Here is a 24184-nt window from a genome sequence, read left to right on the forward strand (position 1 = left end):
GTTGGTCAAGTCGCTGATTTTCAGTAACTTTGCAAATCACGACAAACGCAAAATTATATGAATACAGGACTTGACCAATATATGGATATCTTTAAAGATGCAGTTGAAGATTCGGCTGCAAAGTTAACAAAAAGTTTCGAGAAAATACTCATCGAGGTGATAATTTTGTTCATGGTAATACCAAGAAAGATAAATTTCACCCAAATGGGGAGGTATGGCTCGCATGTTGAGCAAACCTATCGCAACGCATTCGGCTTAAAAAAGTCGAAAAGCATTGACTGGCTCAAACTTAATGTCTCACTTGCCAAGCGCTTCTTTGGTAAACAGGGAAGATGGGCTATTGCCATTGATCCCAGCTACATCAGCAAAGCTGGCAAGAAGACTCCACATATCGGTCGTTTTTGGTCGGGATGTGCACAGTCTGTTAAACATGGTCTCGAAATCATGGGTATTGGCCTCATTGATATTGATGCCAAAGACTGCATGATGTTAAAAGCACACCAGTCGCTAAGTAATAAAGAACTGAGTCTTAGAAACAAGACTATGGTAGATTTCTATATCAGCGTCATTAAGCGTTACCGCAAGGAACTTCTTAAACTCTCAACCCTCATAGTTGCAGATGCTTACTTCTCTACAAGTACATTTGTTAATGGGATAAAGAAAGAAGGGTTCTCTTTGATAAGCCGCTTTCGTGACAATGCTTGTCTCTTTTATGTCTATGCTGGTCCACGTACTGGAAAACGTGGTCGCCCCAAGACCAAGGATGGCAAGATTGATATGAAGAATCTTGACCTCACTCGAATGGAGAAGATGGAGATGAAAGATATAGAAGGAACAGCTTATACTTTGATAGCCTATTCCAAGGCACTCAGGTGTAAAGTTAGACTTGTCATCTGGCAGATGCCGAATGGCAAGAAGAAACTATTCTTCTCTACAGACACCTCACTTTCGGGTGAAGAAGTACTTCTTTATTATAGAACCAGGTTCCAGATCGAATTTTGCTTTCGTGACGCCAAAGGCTATACTGGTCTTATGGACTGCCAGGCTCGCGATAAGTGGAAACTCGATTTTGCTTTCAATGCTTCGTTCACATCACTAAATGTTGCCAAGGTAACTATGAAGGAGATGGGAATGGAATATTCTATGTCTTCATTCAAGTCACTGATGACCAATATTTATCTGGTGAAACGAATTTTTAAAGCAAGCGGGTACACCCCGAACCGAACTTTAATTAGCAAGATTTTCAAAGATCTCTCGTGCTTACAGCGTATAGCTGCTTAGCACATTATTGAATTATTAACGAACTATTGTTAAAGCTAATCTATTAAATAAATATTGTATGGAATTTCAATATCATATTTTTTCGCCTTATCGGGTTTGTCCGTTGGGCGCACATGTGGATCATCAGCATGGTATCGTGACAGGTTTTGCTATCAACAAGGGTGTGGATCTGTGGTTTACACCGAATGAGGATGGTGAGGTGCATCTGGAATCACGCACCTTTGATGGTGTTGTTGATTTTGACATTACTAAAGGAACGCTGGTAAGAGAAATGCACTGGGGCGACTATGCCAGAGGTGCCAAATACGCACTGAAGAAACGCTTTGACTTGAAGAAGGGTATCAATGGTGTGGTGCAGGGGTCGCTGCCTGTGGGAGGATTATCATCCAGTGCTGCCGTACTCATCGCCTACGTAATGGCTTTTGCCAAGGCTAATGATATCATGCTCCAACCTTTCGAGGTGGTGAAGATTGCTTCGGAGGCGGAGCGAGAGTATATCGGACTGAACAACGGTCTGCTCGACCAGGCATGCATCGCTTTGGGAAAGAAGGATGGTCTTCTGTTTTTGGATTGTGATTCGGACGATTATCGCATCATCAGAAGAAATCCGGAGATGAAAGATTTCGAGATTGGTATCTTCTTCTCGGGATTGACGAGAAGTCTGGTGAACAGTGACTACAACCTGAGGGTTTATGAGTGCAAGACGGCTGCCTGGAATGTGCTGGCGTATCAGAACCAGCCATTGAAGGAGTTTAACAAGACTTTCCTGAGAGATATTCCTAAGGAGTCGTATGAGGCATGTAAAGACAGGATGCCTGCCCGCTTTGCCCGCAGAGCCGAGCATTTCTATTCGGAGTATCGCAGGGTAAGACAGGGTGTGACGGCTTGGGAGACAGGTAATCTGGAACTATTCGGAAAATTGTGCTTTGACTCTTGCGAGTCTTCTATCCATAACTATGAGTGTGGTTCGCCTGAGTTGATAGCCATCTATGAGATTATGCGCAGTTTGGAGGGCGTATATGGCGGAAGATTCTCGGGTGCAGGATTCAAGGGTGCTTGCATCGCCTTAGTGGATCCTGCTTGTAAGGAGAACGTGGAGAAGGAGTTGACCCGTCAATATCTGGAAAAATTCCCTGAATATGAGAAGACATTTAAGGTATTCTGGGTGAAGCCGGATGACGGAGCGAGATTCGTTTAAGTGAAGAGTGAAGAACGAAGAGTGAAGAATTAATTTGTTTTGTGTATATTATGAAGAATATTGTGATAGCGGCAGGATATGCCACAAGATTGGGTGAGTTGACCAAGAACTTTCCGAAGCCATTGTTGAAGATCGGTGAGAATACGATATTGGGAAGAATGCTCGATGATATTGATAAGATTCCGGAGATAGATGAGCATATCATCATCACGAACCATAAGTTTGCCGGTATCTTTGAGGAGTGGGCATCAAAACAGAGTTATACGAAGCCTGTTACGATAGTGGATGACGGTACGGAGACGAATGACACAAGACTGGGTGCTGTGTGTGATTTGCTGTTTGCGATGGACAAGTTGAAGATTGATGATGATATGTTGGTGGTAGCAGCTGATAACATCCTCTTTTTCAGTTTCCTGGAGTTTGTGGATTTTGCCAAGGTGAAGGGTACTTCATGTATCATGTGTCATGAGCAGCCGAGCATAGAGAAGTTGCAGCGCACAGGTGTGATTGTTCTGGATGATAACGACAAGGTATTGAATATGGAGGAGAAGCCTCAGGAGCCAAAGAGCCATTGGGCTGTGCCACCATTCTATATTTACCTGAAGAAGGATTTGGATAAGGTAAGACATTCCGTAGAGAATGGTTGTGGCAAGGATGCCCCTGGCAATCTTGCTCATTATATGGTGGAACAGGTAGAGATGCATGCCTGGAAAATGACGGCTGGAAGATTTGATATTGGAAGTCTCGATACGTATAAGGAAGCTTGCGAGAAGTTCGGGAAGTAGTTTTTTCGAAAATCACCCCGTCCCTCTTTACCCTTAAAGAGGGCTCCACCTCTCACCCCTGCCCTCTCTCCTCAGGAGCGAGGGAAAAAACCGCCCTACTCGGTGCTCGGAACCGCTTCGCTCTAAGGTTGGCGGACCATCAAAGGTCTCGCCAAGTTGTGCGGGATGGGACCGCATGGGGAAAGGTGGGGGATAGGCTGGGTATTGCCTTGTAGAAAGGCATGGTGGCAACGGATGGTAATAGAACTGGGATTGTCAAGTGGTTACCTCATGGATGGCTTGCTTTTCCCAGCCAAGTTTATCGCAGAAAGAATCTTCGGATAGTCTTGTAAGCCCAGTGAAAGGGCGCAAAAGTAATGAGAATTTTCAAAGTGCCAAAGAATATAATAAGGGAGTTGTATGGAAAAGAATAGTCAAACAAAATCAGTCTTCACGATCAGCGGTAGGCATAGGTTCGTGGCTTGCGTCATTCTTGTGATTCTTGTGTCTTGTGCAACATTTGCTTATCTTTCCTGTTGTTATAAGCAGGCGCAAAATGATATTGTGGCTTTGCAACGGAAGGATGCTTGGGTGTTTGAGCAGGTCTTAAACAGCAGTAAGAATGTGAAGAGTAAGAGTTCTGAGAATATCGGGCGCAACAAAAGGGACATGGGGTGAGACCACCATCACCAGTTCCTCCTCTTGCGCCTCAAACGGATGACGTACATTCTAATGATATGGGAGGAGAAAGAGATGATAGCTGATGTTAGAAGAGCTGTTGCCGTAGCTTCTTATGTTATGGTGACAAACAGGGTGGCTTCAAGTGTGTTTGATTTTACCAATGGTGGTTATCATCTGATGAGTGTTTCGCATACTGGCAATTTCTTGTCAGTATATGATTATCAGAGGAGTAATTATCTTTCTGGTTATCTCCCTAACCTCTTTGATTACTCTACTGCCTCATATGTAAACATGATGATGTCTGGCAATACCATCAATGGCTTTGACTATCATACCGCCACCTATTTCTCTGTTACTGTAAATGCCGGTAATGTAACCATCTTCGATTACCAGATGGCGCAGTATTATATGTATTCGGTGAATTGAAATGGAGTTTATGTATAATTCTTAACACTGAAAGTTGATATGGATGCATTTGATGAAATATTGAATAAACTGCCTTCTGATATAGGTGGTTCTACTGCGGATATATAAATATATATAGATATGTTGCTGGTCGCACGTTAGAAGACTGTTTGTCTCGGCGAATCGTGACTACAAGGATACCTTGGCACAGGCATTCATAGACTTGATCTGTATATTATATAAGGTCGAAGTTGAAAATCAAGTATTGGGTCGCACAGATAAAGAGATAGTCAAGCATCGAGGTGATGAATCCCTACCAGTTTTACACGACCTCTATCTGCAAGCGACAGCACTGTTGAAACAGTTTGAGAAAAACGAGATAAAGCTCTCTGCTAAGTTGCAACAAGCCTTGACATATATGACCAAGCATTGGGAAGAGCTGATGGTATATACGAAGATAGGCAGCGTCTTGATAGACAACAACTGTTGTGAACGCGCAGTCCGCCCATTCACAAATCTCCGAAAGAACTTCGGCGGATTTAGCAGCGAGCAGGGTGCCAGAGTTACAGCGACCTACCTTACTTTCGTTGAAACCTGCAAGCTAATGGCAATGGCTCCACTGGATTTCTTCAGGGGATTCTTTGACATGATTGTAGCTGGAAGAAGGGATTATGCCTTGATGACAGAGGCACTTTTAGTTAAACCTGTTTAAAAATCGAAAAAGTTCAAATTCTTAAAATACTCTGTATCCCCAGTAAACACTGGGGATGGAGTTGTATTGTTATAGGGGTTGGATGCTTACCTATCGTATGTAGCGGCTGTGGGGTATCACCAGGTGGTTAAGAGGATAAGGTGGTAGAGGCTATATTGCTTCCTGCAAAGAAATATGTTATAAAATATTTGGTGATTTCAAAATAAAAACGTATTTTTGCAACCAGTTAAACGTTTAATCGTGAGAATATGGCAGCAAACATTAAATATTTGGATCCGAAGGCGGACTTGACATTTAAGAAGATTTTTGGCAATCATCCTGATTTGCTGATCAGTCTTCTCAATGCCTTGTTGCCTTTGAAGAAGGATCAGGAGATTGAGAGCATCGAGTATCTGCCTACAGAAATGATACCTGTGGATCCTATCCATAAGGATACTATCGTGGATGTGAGATGCAAGGATATTCTGGGCAGACAGTTTGTGGTGGAAATGCAAATGGCATGGACGGATGCGTTTAAGCAGCGTGTGCTGTTTAATGCTTCCAAGGCATACGTGAGCCAAGCTGAAATGGGTACTAGATACAAGGACTTGCAGCCTGTATATTCCCTTAACTTGGTAAACGATATCTTTGAGAGGGGTATGGAGGATTGTATCCATAACTATCGCATCGTGCATGACAAGGATACGAATAAGGTAATAGAGGGCTTGTGCTTTACCTTTATTGAGCTGCCAAAGTTTGAGCCTCATACGATGAAGGAAAAGCGCATGACGATTCTTTGGCTGCGATTCTTGACAGAGATTAATGATAAAACCAAGGAGGCTCCTGCTGAGCTTCTAGAAAATCCTGAGATTAATAAGGCTCTAGAGGAGGTGAAGATTTCAGCCTTTACTGATGCAGAACTGCGTGCCTACGATAAGTTTTGGGATGTAGTGAGCAGCGAGAAAACCTTGCTGGAGGGTAGCTTTGATGATGGTGTGCTAGAAGGTGAAAGAAAAAAGGCAATAATAATAGCGAAGAATTTGCTTTCGCTCCATGTTCCTTTTGAAACCATCATTGCTGCTACTGGCTTGTCGAAGGAGGAAATAGAAAAATTGGCGGAGTAGCATTGGCTTTTACTTTTACTTTGAAAAATACGAATAGTAAGATTTTATATATTTAGCAAAATCGATTGGTAAGGACTTTCAGAGGGAAAGTCCTTGCTAAATCTTTAAAATGATATTAGTATAATTTTTACTTTCACGTTTTAGCTATGTGAAGGTCTTTTATGATAAAACTTGTAATATGAAACTTATAGCGGATATTGAAAAGCTTAATCAGAATAAGCCTGCAAATCTTTTGGTTTCAGCATTAGGAAAGCTGGTCGATGACGAAACGATAGTCTATTATAATTTTCCTCTTTATAGGGGGGATTTGCAAGAGGAATTACGTCAGGTGGAAATCATGATGGTGTCTTGTCATTATGGCATTGTATACTTTAAGTGCATAAATTCCTATCGTAAGTTGAATGATAAAGAAAAGGATTATGTCAATGATTTGTATGAAAACATATATAGTAGATTAAGTAAAGATTCATTGTTTAGAAAAAACAGAAAAGAGTTGAATGTTGGTATAACCTCTGCTGTGGTTATATGCGATAGTTCTTCTAGGTATGATAATTCAGACCCTGATTTTTTCTATGTTTCTTTATCAAAGCTGAATGAACTTTTTGCAGATGTAGCTCAGGCTGTTATCCCTGATGCTGTTTTTAAGCATTTGATTACTTGTGTTGAAGGTACTCGCAAAGTTGTGCAAAAACGCAATAGAAAAGTAATTAAAGGTATCCATGGGAAAAGAACAAAATCCGAAATATTGAATGATATTCAAGAACAAGAAGCAACTTTTGATGTTGAACAAAAGAAAACGGCATTAGTGACAATTGAGGGACCGCAGCGAATTAGGGGATTGGCTGGCTCCGGTAAGACTATTGTTTTGACGATGAAGGCTGCCCTGTATCATCTACAAAACCCAGATGAGGAAATCTTATATACATATTATACTAAATCATTGTATGGCTTAATACATGGATTGATAGATAGATATTATCGAGATTTTTCTGATAATAAAGAGCCTAATTGGAATAAGATTCATATTCTGCATGGTTGGGGAGGAGCAGGAGTCAATGGAGTATATTATCAAGCTTGTTTAGATAACGGAATTTCTGCTTTAACCTATAGTAATGCTGTTGGACATGGGGTAACTCCTTTTGAATTTGTCTGTTCTGAAATGTTAAAGAACAACTTAAAGCCCAAATATGATTTGACATTAATTGATGAGGGACAAGATTTTCCAAATTCTTTTTATCGCTTGTGCTATAAGCTTTCTGTTAATAAAAAAATAGTGTGGGCTTATGATGACTTTCAAAATATTTTTGATGTTAATCTTCAAGATGAAAAGGAAACTTTTGGTAAGGATGAGAATGGTAATTATTATGTGGATTTTAATAAGATGACAAATCCTTATAGGGATATAATACTTCATGTTTGTTATCGAAACCCACGCACAGCTCTAATTTTTGCATTCAGCTTAGGTTTGGGAATTTATAATGAAAGGGTTCTTCAGAGACTTACAGATAACGAACATTGGAAGAGCTTAGGTTTTGTCGTGGAGCAAGGAGACTCCTCTGTTGGGTGTGAAATGGTGATTTCAAGACCACAAGAAAATTCTCCAAGTTACCTTAATGAAGAATATGGATTCTCTGTGGGGATTATAAAGTGTGAATCTTTAGCTGCAGAATGTGAAAAGATATCTTCTTTGATAACAAAAGATATACAAGAGGAAGGGTTGAATCCAGAGGATATTTGTGTGATTTGTTTGGACGACAGAAATATTCAATCATATTATACCTATTTGGGGCAATTGCTATTGTCAAAGGGCATAAGGGTATATGATTTGCTTCATGCTGCATACACGACAACAACATTTTATCAAGAAGGTCATGTTACTTTAGGGACTTTAAATAAGGCTAAAGGTAATGAGGCTGGTATGGTTTATATTATGGGAGTAGATAAAATCTTCAACGATCGAAATAACGTTATATTAAGAAATCGCCTTTTCACGGCAATTACACGAACAAAAGGATGGGTTGTTCTTTCTGGTGAAAAATCGATAGAATATTGTTCTGAAGAGATGGAAAAACTTCAAAGCGAAGGATTGAAATTGCATTTTATTCAGCCTAGTGAAGAAAGTACTAAGACAATTTTTGGTGGTAGTACTAAACGGCAAAATCAATTTAATGACATTCAACGTATTATTCAAGAACTACAAAATGAGGGAATGTCCTTTGAGGATATTATGAATCATGTCAAGGCAAAGTAATACAAGATCAGGTAAGTTTGTAGCTTCTGTTTCTGATGCTAGTGCAATTTTGAAGGATTTCGAACTTCTTAGGAATGCTAACCTAACTTGGCAAACACCTTCAGATGATTTCCTCAAAGTATCAAAGCAAGATGATTATAAACAGATGTATGATACTGCTATAAATCATTATGATTATAATTTAATATTAGTAGATGGTTCTATTTTCCAATTTGAAGAATTTGAAAATTCAGATTTGCGTTATGCGTATATTCAAGCTCCTTATAATTATGTACCTTTTGAGGATTTTCTATTGACATTTATGAATGCTGAAGATATTCCTAAAGATTCGTCAGATATGATGGAATTGAAATGTACATTTGAAAATGACTATGAGCAGATGTTATCTGAACAAGGAATAAATAGTAAGGTAGTGTATTTTCGGTATGATGTAGATTCTGTAAGATATATGCCTAATATTCATTCATATGCACATTTGCATATAGGCATTAGTAATGATATTAGAATTCCTTGTGCCTCGTTGTTAACACCTGCTGCATTCGTTGTTTTTGTGATAAAGCAAGTTTATAAGGTTAATTGGGAAAGATGTATGGCAGAAAAAGATAGTAGAAGTAAAATCTTGAAACTTGCAAAGGATAAATGTTTGCTTGGTGAAGACAAATGGGATGAGATGGAAAGGCAGGAACTAGCATTAGTATGAATTCAAAATGTATAGAATATTATATTTGAGGATAAATTATGAATACTAAGATTTTTGATTATCTCAATATTTATGCTTCTACTCCAAATCCTCAGTATGCTATTATGTTGAGGGGTAAATGGGGATGTGGTAAAACTCATTTCATCAAAGGTTGGCTCAATAAATTTGAGGTAAAAGATTTCGCAGATGACGCAGATTTTTTTGCATCTCATCTATCACCCATCACGATTTTCAGATATAAATTTGATAAGATGCTGATTGCTAAAGGATTCGTATGCGTGACTGATGGGCTAAAATGGGGCTTTATCCCTCACGCATCAGTCACGATTTTGGCTTTATCCCTCACGATTTTGCTTATGCTGTAAAGCAAAAAGGCTTTTTTGCGATTGAAACTGGCTTCACTTGCTTTTGAAGTAAGTTTCATTTCGAATTGGTTTGGGGCTCAGATAAAGTTTACGTGGGGCTCTATTAAGGTTTACGTGAGATTCACTTCGGATTCAAATGAGGCTCAGTTCGATTTCTTTCTGTTCTTCTAATGAAGCGGAAACGGATTCGTATTTATACCTCGTATAAATCAAAAAAGCAGTGTAGTGGAGTGTAGTGTAGTATTTAAAATCACATATTTATAACACAAACTATTACTAATGGAAAAAAGGAAAGAAAGAATAAACAACTTAGAGGAAACTCCTCATTCACAAAGGACAGTCACAAATTTGCAGAGAATCATGACGAAGCCATCCATCTTCAGATACGAAGGGCATAACTATCTGGTGCCCTTCCTCATCATCAGCAGTCTCTTCTTTATGTGGGGATTTGCCCATGGCATCCTCGAGGTGCTGAATCCGCATTTCCAGGAGTCGTTCCATATCAGCAAGGCGATGTCGGCCCTGACGCAGGCTGCTGTCTATGGTGCCTACTTTCTGATGGCGCTGCCTGCCGGATGGATTATCCGGAAGTGGGGCTACAGGAGGGGAGTGATAACAGGACTGGTTCTCTTCGGTATCGGTGCTCTGATGTTCATACCGGGAAGCAGGATCAACAGTTGTTCTCGGGTGTCAACATAGCCATTCCTTATGTTCTGGTGGGTATCTTCGTGCTTGCTGTGGCACTGGTTCTGTCAAGGATTAAGTTGCCGGACCCAAGGAGAGCGCATGAGGCGGATACGAACGAGAAGGTGGAGGAGAAGCCGATGCGAGTGATGGCATTCGGTTTCGGTATGCTGACCTTGTTTCTTTATGTGGCTGCCCAGACGGGTGTGAACAGTTTCTTCATCAACTATGCTGAGGAGAGCATTCATATAGAGAAGCAGGCTGCCAGTCTGTATCTCGCCTTTGGCGGAATGGGTCTGTTCTTTATCGGCAGATTGGCTGGTGGTGTCATCATGAATTATGTCCAGCCAAGGCTGGTGCTGTTGGTCTGTGCCATCCTCACCTTTGTTGCCACATTGATTGTGGTGGTATGTAGCGGAACCTTATCGCTCATTGCGTTCTTCGCCCTGTATCTAGGAGAGAGCATCATGTTTCCGACTATCTTCTCGCTGGCATTGAGGGATGCTGGTACAAAGACCAAGCTTGCTTCTTCGTTGCTTATCATGACGATAGTGGGTGGTGCGATTGCTCCTGTAATCATGGGGTATATTGCGGATACTACGGGGAGTATGGCGATTGCCTTTCTCATACCGTTGGTATGTTATGGGGTGATTGGAGGGTATGCACTTTTGAAACCCTCTGGCTCCCTTTAGCAAAAGGAGGTTTTTCGAAAATCACCCCGTCCCTCTTTACCCTTAAAGAGGGCTCCACCTCTCACCCCTGCCCTCTCTCCTCAGGAGCGAGGGAGAAAACCGCCCTCCGGTGCTCGGAACCGCTTCGCTATAAGGTTGGCGGACCATCAAAGGTCTCGCCAGGTTGTGCGGGCTGGGACCGCCTGGGGAATAGCAGTTTATAGTTTACAGTTAATAGTTTATAGTTTACAGTTGATTTTTTAGTAATTTGCAGATCACTTGCAGATTTCTTGTGATTTTCTTGGTGGTTTCGAGGAAAAAGTGTACTTTTGCGGCAAAGTTGAACTTTTAATTGAAAATAGGATGGAACAGACAGTTTTTAACCCTGCTCAGATGAAGATTCTGCAGATGATGGCATATATCAAGACTCCACAGGAATTGGATAATCTTGAAAATGTTCTCTCTCAATACTTTGCAAAGAAGGTTGATGAGGGGATCGATGAGTTGTGCGATAATGGAAGTATAACTCTTGATACCATCGAGAGTTGGGGTAATGAGCATTTACGTACTTCTGGCAAATGAGAAAGATAGGTAAGTATTCGGTGAATGCCGTATTGTGCGCCTAGATAAAGTTTTGTACCTTTGCACCGTGATTTTAAATATTCTAATTATGGTACAAGGTAAGAAACAATTAAGCAGTAAGCCAAAGTTCGCCGAGGTTGTAATCGGTGATAATGAGGCGAAGGAGATGCGTGAGTCTGATGTAGACAAAAAAGCGGATACTTACGCTATAATGGTGATATACTCAACTTCATTATCCATCAAAGAATTCAAGTATTCCAGATAATTGCTTATCAATAACAAGAAAAGGTCGCACGAAGCGACCTTTAAATGTTGGCGTGTCCTTATATTTGCAGGGCACAGATTCACTAGTGAATAAATCATGGGATGCCGAAGCTGTGATGAATTAAAGCGGATTCAAAACATAACAAGAACATAGGAAGTACCTCTTCCCAGATTCTTGCGTGTTCTTCCCATTCGTTTTGCCTCCCCTTAAGGTATTAATCAGTTTGCCTCCCCGCAGGGATTCAAACTGAACATCACTTTTTTTAAGTCGCTACCCCCATAGTCCGACTATGACTGCAAAATTACAAAAAAAAAATGGAATATCCAATAGAAATAAAAGGAAAAACGATAAAACAGGTACGCAAATTAAACTTATCAGGTAAAAATCTTAAGTTTATACCAGATAATGTGTTTCAATATACTAATTTAGAAAAGTTGGATTTGAGTAAGAATAGAATAGAGATAATTCCGAAAGAAATATTAAAATTACGTAAGCTTAGAACCCTGGACTTGGCATTTAATCAAATCAAGAATTTGCAAAGTGCAGTATTTCAATTGCCTAAGCTTAGAATTTTAAATCTTCATGGTAATCAAATCAAAAAATTGCCTAAACAAATTGCAACATCACATATTGAAACTCTTATATTGAGTAAGAACAATATCGTGAATGTGGATGATAATTTAATGGCAAAGTTTAAAAGAGTTGATCTTACTGATAATCCTATAACTCAAAATGTAGCAGAAGTGAAAATAGATGAAAAAGCGAAAGTATCACATAACGCTCCATTGGCAAACTTAAATATAAATTTTATGGAAAAGGAAACAGAAGAGAAGAAGATGGAAATGAAAAAACATAAAATATTTATTAGTTATGCACATACTGACAAGGTGTATTGCGACAGATTGATGATTCATTTGAAAGTGTTGAAAAACTATGTAGGTGGGATTGATGATTGGTCTGACCAAAGAATAAAAACTGGTCAGCGATGGAAAGAAGAAATAGAGAGAGCTTTAAGAGAGGCAGATATTGCTATTCTTTTAGTTTCTACAGATTTTCTTGCCTCTGATTTCATCCGAAATAACGAATTACCACCAATATTACATAAGGCTGCGTCGGCTAATACGAAAATAATGAGTATATTGATTAAACCAAGTATGTTCTTGGATTCTGATTTGGCAGAGTTTCAGGCTGTAAATGATACACAAAAAACATTATCTGATATGAGCGAAACGGAACAGGAAAAAACTTATCTAAAGTTGATGTCAGAGATTAAAGATTTAGTAAAGTCATGATTACATGGAGCATAGAGGAGCTGATGTCTTGCCAGCGATGGTGAGGGCTTCCCAATGGGTGTACTTGACGCATGGGCCTATGGCATACCTTGTGTGGTTACTCCTGTAGGTGGTCTGCCTGATGTTATTGAAGAAGGAAAGAACTGCCTCACTTTCCCATTTGATGATGTGGATGCGCTTACCATGCAGCTTCGAAAACTGATGGAATCTCCTGATCTTCTCAGGAATATGGCTGAATATTCTAAAAGCTTCGGAGAGAGGGTGTTCGCTCCTGTTATGGTGAATGAGAGCATTGAGAAATTATATGAGGAAATATTTAAAGCTTAATCTTGATTTTTAAGTATCAGATTTGAGACAAAGGTTATAGTTATGTCCGTTTCATCAACAGTTTTTGGTTATCATGTTCAATATCTCTATACGTTGTATAGAATGATAGAGTCTGCTGATTCTAAAGAAGTATTCGTGCCCGAAGGAAGAGAAGATTTAGACATATATTTGAATGACCAAATTATCGAAACCATACAGGTGAAGTGTTATTCTGGGACAATCGTGTATTCTGATCTGTTTTCCAAGGGTAAATCTACTTCTTTGTTTTCTCGTGGTAAGGATAGTTTAGATAAAAATTCAAATGTAAAAATATCATTCGTGGCGGTTGGACATGGCAATGATAAAGGAGTGATTTCTGATAGATTGACGAAGGTGTCCTCTCTTGTAAAGTCGCTCAAAAAAGAGGAAACTCTTCATTTGGATTATGCTTCTTCCAAGGAGCTTGCTGCAAAAATATTATGGCAGTCTAAATCGCAAGGAGAGTTGGAAAATTATGTTGAATCCGTTTTAAAAAATCGATTTCCATCTATTGATCCTTTAATAGTAAAGGATTATTTGATTCAGTGGATTTGTTATCTTGTGATAAATGAAAAGTCTGCTACTTATGATGATTTATGTTGTCAGGTAGGACAGATTATAGCGTTTTCTGTGCGTCAAAAGGAATTCTTTACTCAATTTGGACTAACAGTAATTCCACTTTTTCAGTCAGTTTGTCAGGAAGATGTTAATTCTGAAATATCTTATTATCAAGGTATATCTGCTAAGGAAATACATATTGCCAAAAATTATGATGTTGTCAGAGAAGAAAAGTTGCAACAACTCTATGAGAAGCTGAAAGACAATAATCTTGTTTTCATAACGGGTGTCTCAGGTTCTGGCAAAAGTAGTTTAGCATATCGTTATTTGAAGATTTGTGGTACTCCTTTACGATACGAGATTAAATATGTAAATCGAAATAACATATCGCAGATTATTGCCACCATCAAAGATATTTCGAAAGGCTTGAAGAGTGAAGCTTTTGTTTATTTAGATGTGCTGCCATACGATACTTCATGGATTCAAGTGGTAAATGAAATAGAGGATACTCCTTTTGTTAAATGCTTAGTAACAATCCGGCAGGATGATTGGAATCGGTGTAAAAACAAGGTTAATGAGAAACTTCATTATTCTACTCTTGCCTTAGATTTAACCGAATCTGAGGCAAAGGATATATTTGATCATCTATGCGAAAGAGGATTGTGCCATATTGATATCTTTGAAGAGGCTTGGAATAATTCTGGACATCCTCAAACATTGCTTGAATATGTGTATTTCTTGACACATGGTGTTCCTCTAAGGGCAAGAATCTCTGAACAGATAGGAAGACTTGATCATGTAAATGCCTCCTTTCTTCAGTATATATCTGTCTCGAATGTCTTGCAGGGAAATATCTCTGTGAATGCCATTCGGAACTTGTGTCATCTTTCTCCAATGGACCTGTCTCGATGTATAGACCAAATGAAAGGTGAATTCTTTGAGTATAATGGTGAAGGATTTTCTGATGTTCACCCCATTAGGACTCATATCATAATTGAAGAGATATTTAGGAATTATAGAAATGGTTTAGAAGAAATTGGTATGGAATTATTCGAGCATATTAATGAAAACACAAGTCCTTTGTTTCTTATGGCCCTTATAGATGAAGGAAAATATACGCCTGATTCTCTTTTACGTGAATTGGAGGGTAAGAAGATAAACTCTATGCAAGCGTATATTGTGGCAAGAACATTGGTGTGGTGTGGAGTTAAACATTATATTGATAATAATCAAGCAGCGTTTGATTGGTTAAGGCAAACTGCGCCTCTTTGTTGGCAATACTTAGTGCCTGTTAACTTTACGGAAACCGAACTTGAGGAATCTGTTGATAAATTGTTTGGAAGCCAAATAGGTCTTACGATGGATGATGTAAGAAAAAGATTTTCTTTGCAGACTGAGGTTTATTTCTATTTATGTAAATGGCTTGATAGTTCTATCTCTTTGGAAAAGCCTAAAGAGTGGCGAGACTATTTTTGGTTGGCAAAATTCTTAACGATATGTAATTTGCAGCTTTCTTATAAGCCAGAATTTGCTGATTTTAAGATGGATGCTAAGGTTCCTAATAATTTAGAAGAGATGGCAGATGTTCTTCTTGGTCTGAAACTGGCTGGTTATGATTCTGCCACATTTAATCAGCTGGAAGAAAACTTCGTTAAACAATTTCGCATCCAAAATAATATCTTGGAGTTTGAAATTTGTGAAAATGAGGTCAAATGTCTTACTTTCTTAGACTATTTTACTGCAGGGAAACAATTTGAAAATGGAGATGGAGATATAATGCATCGCATTAATCTGCATCATATTGATTTGCTGAGAAAAGCATTTCCAAATGCAGATGTATATCATTCAGAGATCATAAAAGATGTGATTTTTGAAGATTTAGATTTGACTTTTGAAAAGCATATAAGTAGAGAAATGTTACCGCTTGACGATATGCAAGAGCCGCGCACAATGATGGTGCATTTGTATGAGAAAAGCTATGTCCTTCCTTCCAGAAAAGCTTATTGTGATCAATTGATAACTTTGCGTAAGCTATTTGTTGATGTAATAAAAGAATATTGGCAAGGTGTTGATGACATTCATCGAGTAGGAAAGGCGTACAATGCCAAAATGGATCAAGTTTCTTATGATGTGTGTGATAAGATTTTAAATACTCACATAGAGTTGCCTGCAACTGAAATAAATAGATTCGGATTAGGTTATGAAATTAACAAAGAGAAGAATGAAGACCAAAGTGCAAAAGATAATTTGAAGAAATTAAACTCCTTGTATTCTCATTATTCTACTGATTTGACAATCTTCTTCAGACAGTGTTACCAGCTTTCAGGTGGCTTCATCAATGATGTTCAAAGAATGACGATGATATTGCTGGATGCACAGGATAAGTTGAAAAAATTGCAAAGCTTATTTCATCAGGTTTTTGATGGTTATGTTGATGTCGTTGAGATCAAGCAACTTGATGAGAAAGAAAAACAGCAGATGACGTGCCTTATTGCAGTTTATAATTGGTTAGCTCAAAACCAGCCTTATATGTCTTGCAGGCAGTTATTAAAGCAGATAAAACCAAAGAAACTGACGGCTACTCAAAGATTTGAAGTCAACGATGAGGTTGTTGATAATCCGTCTCAAGCTTTAGTTGACACTATTGAAGATTTGGAAAAACTTCGGAATATGCAATTGAGAGATATTTATAATAGATGCTCTCATCTTGATGACTTATCTATCCAAATCGTAGATAAGTATATAAAACGCTATGATGATACTATAGAGGGTAGGAGAAATTGTGTTTTATAGTTAACTGTATTTTGCTGCTATCGTCAAAATAGATAACGATAGGTTGGCAAGAAAAATAAAGTCCTTACTTAACTCTCTGCTATTGAAGAGAATGAAGCAGTTGGAAAACAATCAAAAGACAATATGAGGTTATCTTGTGATCCCAATGAAATCTTGTGGTATGCGATGAGTTCTCCTTTTCGTCGGGAGATGAAGGCCAAGGCACTCTTGGATGCTCACCATATAGAGAATTTTATCCCGATGAAGAAAATGCAGGAGATTCGGAATGGTGAAATTGTAACGCGGGAGGAACCGGCTATCCACAACTTCGTCTTCGTGCATGATAGCTACAATGGCATCATGAAGGTGAAGAAGGGGCTGGAGATTCTGCAGTTCATTCTAAATCCCCTGTCTCCGATAGTTGTGCCGCAGAGGCAGATGGATGACTTCATCCGTCTTTACGAATCGGTCGATTATGACGAGCCCGAGTTTCTCACTCCCCAGACGATGGGGCAGCTTCGGAAGAATGCAAGGGTGGTCATCGGGGATGGGCCACTTGCTGGCATCTCTGGTTATTACCAGCGAGTGAAGGGGGCGAAGGACAAGCGCTTCATAGTGTTGATAGAAGGTTTGATAGCAATGGCATGCAGCGTGGAGTGTAAGTTTGTGAAAGTAAAGTAGGTATGAAATTCAACTTACTGTTAAAAGATATAAAAAACTTGCGAAATCCATAATTTATATCTATTTTTGCATCATGAATCTCACTCTTTTGTTAGAGATGAGGATAAAAAAAATGAAATATTGTAATGCGGAATTCTCTAAGTACTTGAATCACAGTGGTAAAACTGAGATTTGAGGAACCTAAGGAATGCATATTCAGTAATATTTATACTATGACTCAACAATTATCTTTAGTAAGCGTCCAAAAACGGATTTGGTGATTTGAGAAAGAAGATGTAACTTTGTCGCCAGTAATTTTAAACGTAAGTAAAATGTACAGCGACAAAGACTTTCAGACATTCTGGTTCCGCTACAAGACGGAAGGGGAGCCACATGGAATTTCAATTTATTGTTGACAGATCTTTTTTCTCAAAGGATAGAAGGTTTTGGTATGTCTGAGAAATTATACCAATCTATGGATGAAGAGAATATTGAACGATTCTATGAGTTTCAGAGAAAATCTATAGAGAATTATAATATGGCATTAGAACCAGGCTTTAATCTATTTGAGGGTGAGTATTGGGAAAAATTATGGACTTAATCTCTAATGAGATATGGAACGACTTAAATTATATCTTTTCCGTCCTTTTAGGGTGATAAAATACAATAAGACATCATTCTTTATATGGGCTTTATCAACATTCTTAGGTGGAAATATTGGGATGCTGATAAATTTTATAGTGCGTCATTATTTCTACAAGATTAGTATTTCAGATTCGATAACTTATGATTTGGAGTCTGGTACATTATATGTTTTTGTTATTGCTATGTTAGCTTCATCTTTTGGAACATTGTTGATAGATTTCTGGACAAAGGAGAATAATGATTTTAAGCAGCCAAAAATGATTTGGCTTATTATTACATTCTTCTTATGTTGTTTTATCGGAATCTTTTATTCGGCATATACAAGCTCTATTATGCAGAGTGATGAAGCTAATAAATCCTTTGACATTTGGCAAATTCTATTTTTTGTAGCTGGAACCATATTAGGAATATATTCATATTGCTTGCTATTGATGGATCCGCAAAACAATGAATTTAGTATGTTGAGTGATAAATATGAATTAAAGGAGAGCAAAAATATAAAGAAGATGAGTGAAGAATCTGAAAACATTAAAAAGGATTCTAATGGTGTACAACTGTAAAATGTGTTGATTTATGAAACTAGAAATTCCATATATAGAAGTAGAACAGCCTATTGGAACCTTCTATTTATCAGCTATTAATGCAAAGACTCTTGTAGATATAGTTGAAATTAGACGAAGAAATTCCGATAATGTTTTCGAATTGTCTTTGTTTAAAAGATATACGAATACTCAGGAGCAAGGGATTCAAAGAGCACAATCAAAAGAGCGTGTCAATAAAATTAAGGACTATTGTTCTGATCCAGATGCTACTTTTCCTACTCCTATTATTATAAGTATATATTCTGATGTAAGTTATATAGATAAGAATAATACTTTTGTTTTTGAGGTTGACGATAATAAAAAAATAGGGGATGTAATTGATGGTCAACATCGACTGTTGGGAATTAGCTCTTCAGGTTTGAGTGGTGAGTTTAACTTACCTGTGGTTTTGATGTTTAATTTGAATACAGAAGAGAAGGCTTACGTCTTTTCTATTATCAATAGTACTCAAACGAAGGTTAGCATGAGTTTGATCTACGATTTGTTTGATTTATCAACAAAGCGTAGTCCGCAAAAAGTTGCTCATGAAATTGCCAGGGCAATGAATAAAATGGAAGAGTCACCTTTCTTTAATCGTTTGAAGATGCTTGGGAAAAAAGAGCAGGGACAAAGTTTTGCAGTTTTATCTCAAGGAACTTTTGTTACGAAACTTTTGACTTTGATTTCAAATAATCCTGATGCTGATAGTTATAGGTTAAAACGTGGAGATTCGCTAGCTTCAGATAGAAAATTACCTTTTAGAGAATACTTTATTACAGAGCAAGATGGTGTTATGCTGAAAGTGCTATTGAATTGTTTTAATGCTCTGAAAGATGTGTTTCCAAAGGAATGGGATTATCCTGATAATAACGTCTTGTGGAAAACAACGGGATTTGGTGGCGTGATTAAAGCATTTCCTAAGTTATATAAAAAAGGTGCTACAGAAAGAAATTTAACGGAAGGATTTTTCCATCAGTGTTTCCAAAACTTAAAAGTTTATATGGAAATGCGTAAAGAGGATTTTTCTAATAAATATTTTTCTGGAGGTGGTGAACAGTTGCAAGCAAAACTTCAATCGTATATCGAAGAGTCAAATAAATTATGTTAGCTATTCTCGTTATTAATAATGGAAACAATCAGCATCGATAGAAATATTCAAGTCTTCAAAAAAGTCTTTGAGGCAGAAAGTAGAATTATATTTTCTGCAAAGTTTGGTGATGGTAAATCATACTTTTTGAAGAAGTTCATGGAAAGCTATCCTGTTCCAATAGCTATTCAGCAAATGTCTGTGAGAAGGTGTAAGGAGTTTCTTGATATAGATATAGATGCTTCTTTGAGAGAAAAAAAGGTTGGGTGTTAATTTTTGCATCTCCACAAAAACGATATGGGCAAAACTCCTTGTATGTTATCGCTTTTTGTTTCCTGTGAAAAATATAATTTTTCCTAAATATTAGGTGTTTTTCTTGGAGCGTGTTTATAAAAATCGTATCTTTGGCAAATTGTTAGCAAAAGTGCGAACATAAAAATAAATGTTATGGTAGAAATAGACAAAGAATACCTCACCCGTAAGCATCGAGGTGGCGAAAATAGCAAAAAAGGAAATATGTTTGAAGCATATTTTTCCGTATATCAAATATTGCTTTTGATGTCGGAAGGAAAGCTTGATGCGACCTTGTTCTCTCAGGTAGAAAATGCTTATGTGGATGACTTGCTGATTCTGCAAGATGATAGTTCTGTTTATCATCAAATAAAGGATGTTAAGTCTCTTTCATGGGGCAATATTGAGACAAAGAATACTTTGGCTTATGACTTTTACCACCAAGCTGAGTTATGTCTGTTTCGAGAGGTGAAATTCTTGTTGAAGCTTATTGTCTCTTCTGGATATGAAAAGATGAAGGAAAGTAAGCCTGCAGATATAAAAGATGTTACAGATGTAGAGGAGTTTCCTGCATACGCTAATATCAACATGTATGCCTATGATGCTCAAGTCTATTCTGTTGCAGCTAAAGCTATAGGAGTGGGAGACAAACAACATTATGATGTTAGTACTTTTGTTACGATGCTTTTTGGCAAATGGTGTGGAGGTTTGTGTGAAGGTAAGACGGTTAAGTCTATCTTCTTAGATGTAAAACGAACTTTGTTTGGTACCGAGATAGATGAGAAGATTCTTGATGATATCTTGAAACTGCTTGGTAAAATGGGATTTGCCATAGAAGTAGAGTCTTCCATGTTGCATTGGAAGTATCGAGGATTTGAAGGAGATACTGAACTTACGGAAAGCAAGATAGAGGAAATCCTTGCTTCCACAGATGTAGAGAGTATGATTAATGTTCTATATTAAAATGGATATGTCATGGGAAGAATATATGAAAATATAAATAGAGCCAATGAGGTGGAGGTGAAGACTGCCTTGCGTACATTGGTGACTGATGGAGTTTCTTCAGCAGCTTATCGTGGTGCGTTTTTTACATTAGGACATAGTTTGGGTGATGTAATACGTGATAGATTCGATTCTTTAGGGAAGGTTTTGCTGGTGTGTGCCTCTGAGGATGCTGATTGGCTTGCGAAGGGTGTATTGGCTGCCTTTCCTGAGAAAATGGCTTTGGCTGTATTTTGGTCGAAGCGTCTTCGTATATGTGATAACCCGAAGGTTGAATTATCACCTATCGTCAAGTCATATATTGATCCTGATGCTTTTTCTTGCGATACAATGATTATTGTTAAGTCGATCATTAGCACTTCTTGCGTGGTGAAGACTCAAATCAATTATCTTGTGGATAAGACAAATCCTGAGAGGATTATCATTGTAGCCCCTGTCATGTATAAGGATGCCAAGAGCAATCTTGAAGCAGAATTTCCAGAAGAGATAACTTCCAAATTCTCTTATTGCGCTTTTGCCATTGATGATGAGAGGGATGAAAGCACCGGTGCTGTTATCCCTGGTGTTGGTGGTATGGTGTATGACAAGCTTGGGCTTGGTGGTGTCATACAGAAAAACTCTTATATGCCTCAGATTGTGAAGGAACGTGCTTTTGGAAAAGTCTCAAAGTCACAAATGGCTTGTGTATAATCATACCATTTCTTTTGTGAACCATAATAAATGGTAGGTAAGTATTCGGTGAAAGCCGTATTGTGCGCCTAGATAAAGTTTTGTACCTTTGCACCGTGATTTTAAAATATTCAAATTATGGTACAAGGCAAGAAACAATTAAACAGTAAGCCAAAGTTCGCTGAGGTTGTAATCGGCGACAATGAGGCGAAGGAGATGAGAGAATATGGATTTTACCTCTAATAGGTTGGGAGTCATCTCTCCTGTTTGAGGAGGGGATTGAAGAAACGGTAAAATGGTATCTTTTTCGAAAACCTACCCGTCCTTCCTTACCATTAAAGAAGGCTCCACCTCTCTTCTCGGTCTTCTCCCCTCAGGGAAGAAGAGGAAAACCGCCCTACAGTGCTGTGGATGCCCCACCTGTCCCTCCCCTGGGGGAGGGTCCTTAACCCACTCCCAAGCCCTCGCCCTTTCCAAAAGGGCAAGGGATGTAACCGCCCTCCGGTGCTCGGAACCGCTACGCTTTAAGGTTGGCGGGGCATCAAAGCCCTGCGCCATATTGTGCGGGATGGGACCGCCTGGGAATAGCAGTTTACAGTTAATAGTTTATTGTTTACGGTTGATTTCGTGGTTATTTGCTGATAACTTGCAGAATTCTTGTGGTTTTCTTGGTGGTTTCAAGAAAAAAGCGTAACTTTGGCGGCAGAATTAAACGTTTAAAAGGAAGTAGATTATGGAACAGACAGCATTATTTAATCCAGTACAGCAGCATTTGTTGAAGATGTTTGCCTTTGATGGTTCAGAAGCAAGGCTTTTGGAGGTGAAGACAGTGTTAGCTAACTATTTTCGTAAAAAGGCAGATGAATGCTTAGATTCTCTTTGGGATTCTGGAGTATTAAATCAAGCAAAATTGGATGAGTTACGTCATCAGGATTTGCATGCTATGTTGAAAAAATAATGGGTATGGAAAAAATAGTACTTGATACTAATAGTCTCATACAGTGTATATCGTCAAGGAGTCCTTATCGTAAAATTTGGGACAGTTTCTTTGATGGTACTAATCTCTTGTGTGTTACAACTTCCATACTGAATGAATACGAGGAAATTCTCAACTTTCTGACAAATGAAGATACTGCAAAGTATATCTGGCTCACCTAAAGAATAATCACAATCCGTGAGTTGATTGACTTACTGATTGGAATAAAAATAACTGAACACATAATTTTCCTAAATAGTGTAGTGTGAAATAGTATGGGCGTTTTTCTACCTCTCCGTCTCTCCTGCAAGGAGAGCTCCACATCCTAACCAAGCCACTATAGGCTTTGCGACCCTTTCGGTTCCCCTCACAGGGAGACAGAAACCCTTCTCGAAAAGGGAAGGATGTAACCGCCCTCCGGTGCTCGGAACCGCTTTGCTATAAGGTTGGCGGGGCATCAAAGCCCTCGCCATATTTTGCGGGATGGGACCGCCTGGGAATAGCAGTTTACAGTTAATAGTTTATAGTTTACGGTTGATTTCGTGGTAATTGGCTGATAACTTGCAGATTTCTTGTGATTTTCTTGGTGGTTATGAAAAAGTCGTACTTTGGGAAAGTTATATAAATAATATCAGAGAAACACAAAAGGATTAGAATTTAGATTTTTATTATATACGATAAGATGGGCTGAGCTTTGAATAAAAGCTCGGCTCATCTTGTTGGCTATTGTCTTCTCTTATAATTTCTTTTGATGAAGAAAATCAAGCTTTATGACTACCAGCAGAAGATGCTGGAAGACATTATCAACGTGCTGACTTCCGATGCTACCAGTACATTCTATAATGAGAATGGTAAGAAGGAGAGGGTAGGCAGTTCGGTGATGGTGCAGATGCCGACGACTGTCCTGACGTAGAGTTTATCAAGATGGCCCGTCCTACGCTGTCGCTAGCCAAGTATCTGCAGATGGTGGGGCGTGGGTTGCGCATCAACCATGAGAACAAGGATAAGGTGTGCATGATTATCGACAATGTGGGTTGAAGTAAAAGGTAATGATGGTTACTGCTGAACCATAGAATTGTAACGGCTATGAAAATATAAAGATGAAACGCAAGAAACCTGTTGGATCCAGTCTCTTGCGTTTTCCTCGCCTATCCTTTTCTTCCGAAGTCGGCTGGAATCTCGCCCCATTTCTTCGTATCCCATTTAAAGATAGGCACGGTGACGGGGTGGGTGCGGAGCCAATTCTCGGCACGGGCGATGACCTGATAGAGCTGCTCGGTTTGAGGAGTGCGTTCCAGCTTGGTCTTGCATTGCTTCTTGTTTACCCAGAGCTGGGCATTCACGCTGTCGCTATAGATTACCTTGTCGGTGATGCCTCGTTGGGCCATCAGGGCTAGGGCGTGGACGATGGCAAGGAACTCGCCGATGTTGTTGGTGCCGTGAATGGGACCATAGTGGAAAACCTGCTCACCAGTCTGGAGATCAATGCATTGGTATTCCATCGGACCCGGATTGCCGGAACAAGCAGCATCCACAGCCCAGGCATTCGCCTTTACCTCGTTGGGCAAAGGCAACACGGTATCGTTTCTCCATGAAGGAGGATTTACGGGCATCTTATTCATTTTTTTATTCTTTTATTTCCTG

General features: G+C 38.8%; 25 protein-coding genes. 24 read left to right on the plus strand and 1 reads right to left on the minus strand.

The window, feature by feature from the left end; translation table 11 throughout:
- The first annotated feature begins 57 nt into the window (after positions 1-57).
- The 24 genes from KUA49_RS02045 (at position 58) to KUA49_RS02160 (ending at position 23453) form a co-directional block, all read left to right on the plus strand.
- Positions 58-1281: a transposase gene (locus KUA49_RS02045; RefSeq protein ID WP_153093847.1), complete on the plus strand. Its 1224-nt coding sequence runs from the start codon at positions 58-60 to the stop codon at positions 1279-1281.
- 58 nt (positions 1282-1339) lie between these two features.
- Positions 1340-2479, plus strand: a complete 1140-nt coding sequence (locus KUA49_RS02050; RefSeq protein WP_218411939.1) for a galactokinase family protein — start codon at positions 1340-1342, stop codon at positions 2477-2479.
- A 50-nt stretch (positions 2480-2529) separates the two neighbouring features.
- Positions 2530-3264 (plus strand): nucleotidyltransferase family protein, encoded by a 735-nt coding sequence (locus tag KUA49_RS02055; protein ID WP_218411940.1) that lies wholly within the window; start codon positions 2530-2532, stop codon positions 3262-3264.
- 399 nt (positions 3265-3663) lie between these two features.
- The gene (locus KUA49_RS02060; protein ID WP_218411941.1) at positions 3664-3921 is read left to right on the plus strand and encodes a hypothetical protein; all 258 of its coding nucleotides are present in this window, start codon (positions 3664-3666) and stop codon (positions 3919-3921) included.
- A gap of 39 nt (positions 3922-3960) precedes the next feature.
- Entirely contained in the window at positions 3961-4350 is a 390-nt protein-coding gene (locus tag KUA49_RS02065) for a hypothetical protein (RefSeq protein WP_218411942.1), read from the plus strand.
- Positions 4351-4468: 118 nt separating this feature from the next.
- Positions 4469-5041: an IS66 family transposase gene (locus KUA49_RS02070; RefSeq protein ID WP_218412011.1), complete on the plus strand. Its 573-nt coding sequence runs from the start codon at positions 4469-4471 to the stop codon at positions 5039-5041.
- Between the two features lie 260 nt (positions 5042-5301).
- The gene (locus tag KUA49_RS02075; protein WP_218412012.1) at positions 5302-6144 is read left to right on the plus strand and encodes an Rpn family recombination-promoting nuclease/putative transposase; all 843 of its coding nucleotides are present in this window, start codon (positions 5302-5304) and stop codon (positions 6142-6144) included.
- A gap of 178 nt (positions 6145-6322) precedes the next feature.
- On the plus strand, positions 6323-8395 hold the full coding sequence (locus KUA49_RS02080; protein WP_218411943.1) for a DEAD/DEAH box helicase: 2073 nt from the start codon (positions 6323-6325) through the stop codon (positions 8393-8395).
- Positions 8379-9095 carry a DUF2290 domain-containing protein gene (locus KUA49_RS02085; RefSeq protein WP_218411944.1) on the plus strand — a complete coding sequence of 239 codons (717 nt, stop codon included), beginning with the start codon at positions 8379-8381 and terminating at the stop codon, positions 9093-9095. The genes KUA49_RS02080 and KUA49_RS02085 overlap by 17 nt, the downstream gene beginning before the upstream one ends.
- Positions 9096-9133: 38 nt before the next feature.
- Positions 9134-9460, plus strand: a complete 327-nt coding sequence (locus KUA49_RS17600) for a P-loop NTPase fold protein (protein ID WP_218411945.1) — start codon at positions 9134-9136, stop codon at positions 9458-9460.
- Between the two features lie 360 nt (positions 9461-9820).
- Positions 9821-10159, plus strand: a complete 339-nt coding sequence (locus KUA49_RS02095) for an MFS transporter (protein WP_318331660.1) — start codon at positions 9821-9823, stop codon at positions 10157-10159.
- Positions 10138-10836, plus strand: coding sequence for an MFS transporter (locus KUA49_RS02100; protein ID WP_318331661.1), 699 nt, complete (start codon positions 10138-10140; stop codon positions 10834-10836). The genes KUA49_RS02095 and KUA49_RS02100 overlap by 22 nt, the downstream gene beginning before the upstream one ends.
- Positions 10837-11178: 342 nt before the next feature.
- Complete coding sequence (locus tag KUA49_RS02105; protein ID WP_218411946.1) at positions 11179-11397, plus strand: hypothetical protein; 219 nt, start codon at positions 11179-11181, stop codon at positions 11395-11397.
- 579 nt (positions 11398-11976) lie between these two features.
- Positions 11977-12954 carry a leucine-rich repeat domain-containing protein gene (locus KUA49_RS02110; protein WP_218411947.1) on the plus strand — a complete coding sequence of 326 codons (978 nt, stop codon included), beginning with the start codon at positions 11977-11979 and terminating at the stop codon, positions 12952-12954.
- Positions 12955-13008: 54 nt separating this feature from the next.
- The gene (locus KUA49_RS02115) at positions 13009-13281 is read left to right on the plus strand and encodes a glycosyltransferase (RefSeq protein WP_218411948.1); all 273 of its coding nucleotides are present in this window, start codon (positions 13009-13011) and stop codon (positions 13279-13281) included.
- A gap of 102 nt (positions 13282-13383) precedes the next feature.
- On the plus strand, positions 13384-16650 hold the full coding sequence (locus tag KUA49_RS02120) for a hypothetical protein (protein ID WP_218411949.1): 3267 nt from the start codon (positions 13384-13386) through the stop codon (positions 16648-16650).
- 123 nt (positions 16651-16773) lie between these two features.
- Positions 16774-17310 (plus strand): UpxY family transcription antiterminator, encoded by a 537-nt coding sequence (locus KUA49_RS02125; RefSeq protein ID WP_218411950.1) that lies wholly within the window; start codon positions 16774-16776, stop codon positions 17308-17310.
- A gap of 593 nt (positions 17311-17903) precedes the next feature.
- Positions 17904-18494, plus strand: a complete 591-nt coding sequence (locus KUA49_RS02130; protein ID WP_153112958.1) for a hypothetical protein — start codon at positions 17904-17906, stop codon at positions 18492-18494.
- A gap of 13 nt (positions 18495-18507) precedes the next feature.
- The gene (locus KUA49_RS02135; protein WP_218411951.1) at positions 18508-19623 is read left to right on the plus strand and encodes a DGQHR domain-containing protein; all 1116 of its coding nucleotides are present in this window, start codon (positions 18508-18510) and stop codon (positions 19621-19623) included.
- An 18-nt stretch (positions 19624-19641) separates the two neighbouring features.
- Positions 19642-19875 (plus strand): hypothetical protein, encoded by a 234-nt coding sequence (locus tag KUA49_RS02140; RefSeq protein WP_153112956.1) that lies wholly within the window; start codon positions 19642-19644, stop codon positions 19873-19875.
- 174 nt (positions 19876-20049) lie between these two features.
- On the plus strand, positions 20050-20856 hold the full coding sequence (locus KUA49_RS02145; RefSeq protein ID WP_218411952.1) for a hypothetical protein: 807 nt from the start codon (positions 20050-20052) through the stop codon (positions 20854-20856).
- Positions 20857-20868: 12 nt separating this feature from the next.
- Positions 20869-21585, plus strand: coding sequence for a hypothetical protein (locus tag KUA49_RS02150; protein WP_218411953.1), 717 nt, complete (start codon positions 20869-20871; stop codon positions 21583-21585).
- A gap of 712 nt (positions 21586-22297) precedes the next feature.
- The gene (locus KUA49_RS02155; RefSeq protein ID WP_218411954.1) at positions 22298-22522 is read left to right on the plus strand and encodes a hypothetical protein; all 225 of its coding nucleotides are present in this window, start codon (positions 22298-22300) and stop codon (positions 22520-22522) included.
- 769 nt (positions 22523-23291) lie between these two features.
- On the plus strand, positions 23292-23453 hold the full coding sequence (locus tag KUA49_RS02160) for a hypothetical protein (RefSeq protein WP_218411956.1): 162 nt from the start codon (positions 23292-23294) through the stop codon (positions 23451-23453).
- A 235-nt stretch (positions 23454-23688) separates the two neighbouring features.
- Here KUA49_RS02160 and KUA49_RS02165 read toward each other — a convergent pair whose 3' ends face one another.
- Positions 23689-24162: an RNase H family protein gene (locus KUA49_RS02165; RefSeq protein ID WP_218411957.1), complete on the minus strand. Its 474-nt coding sequence runs from the start codon at positions 24160-24162 to the stop codon at positions 23689-23691.
- Positions 24163-24184 lie beyond the last annotated feature (22 nt).

Source organism: Segatella copri, assembly GCF_019249655.2.
Classification (GTDB): domain Bacteria; phylum Bacteroidota; class Bacteroidia; order Bacteroidales; family Bacteroidaceae; genus Prevotella.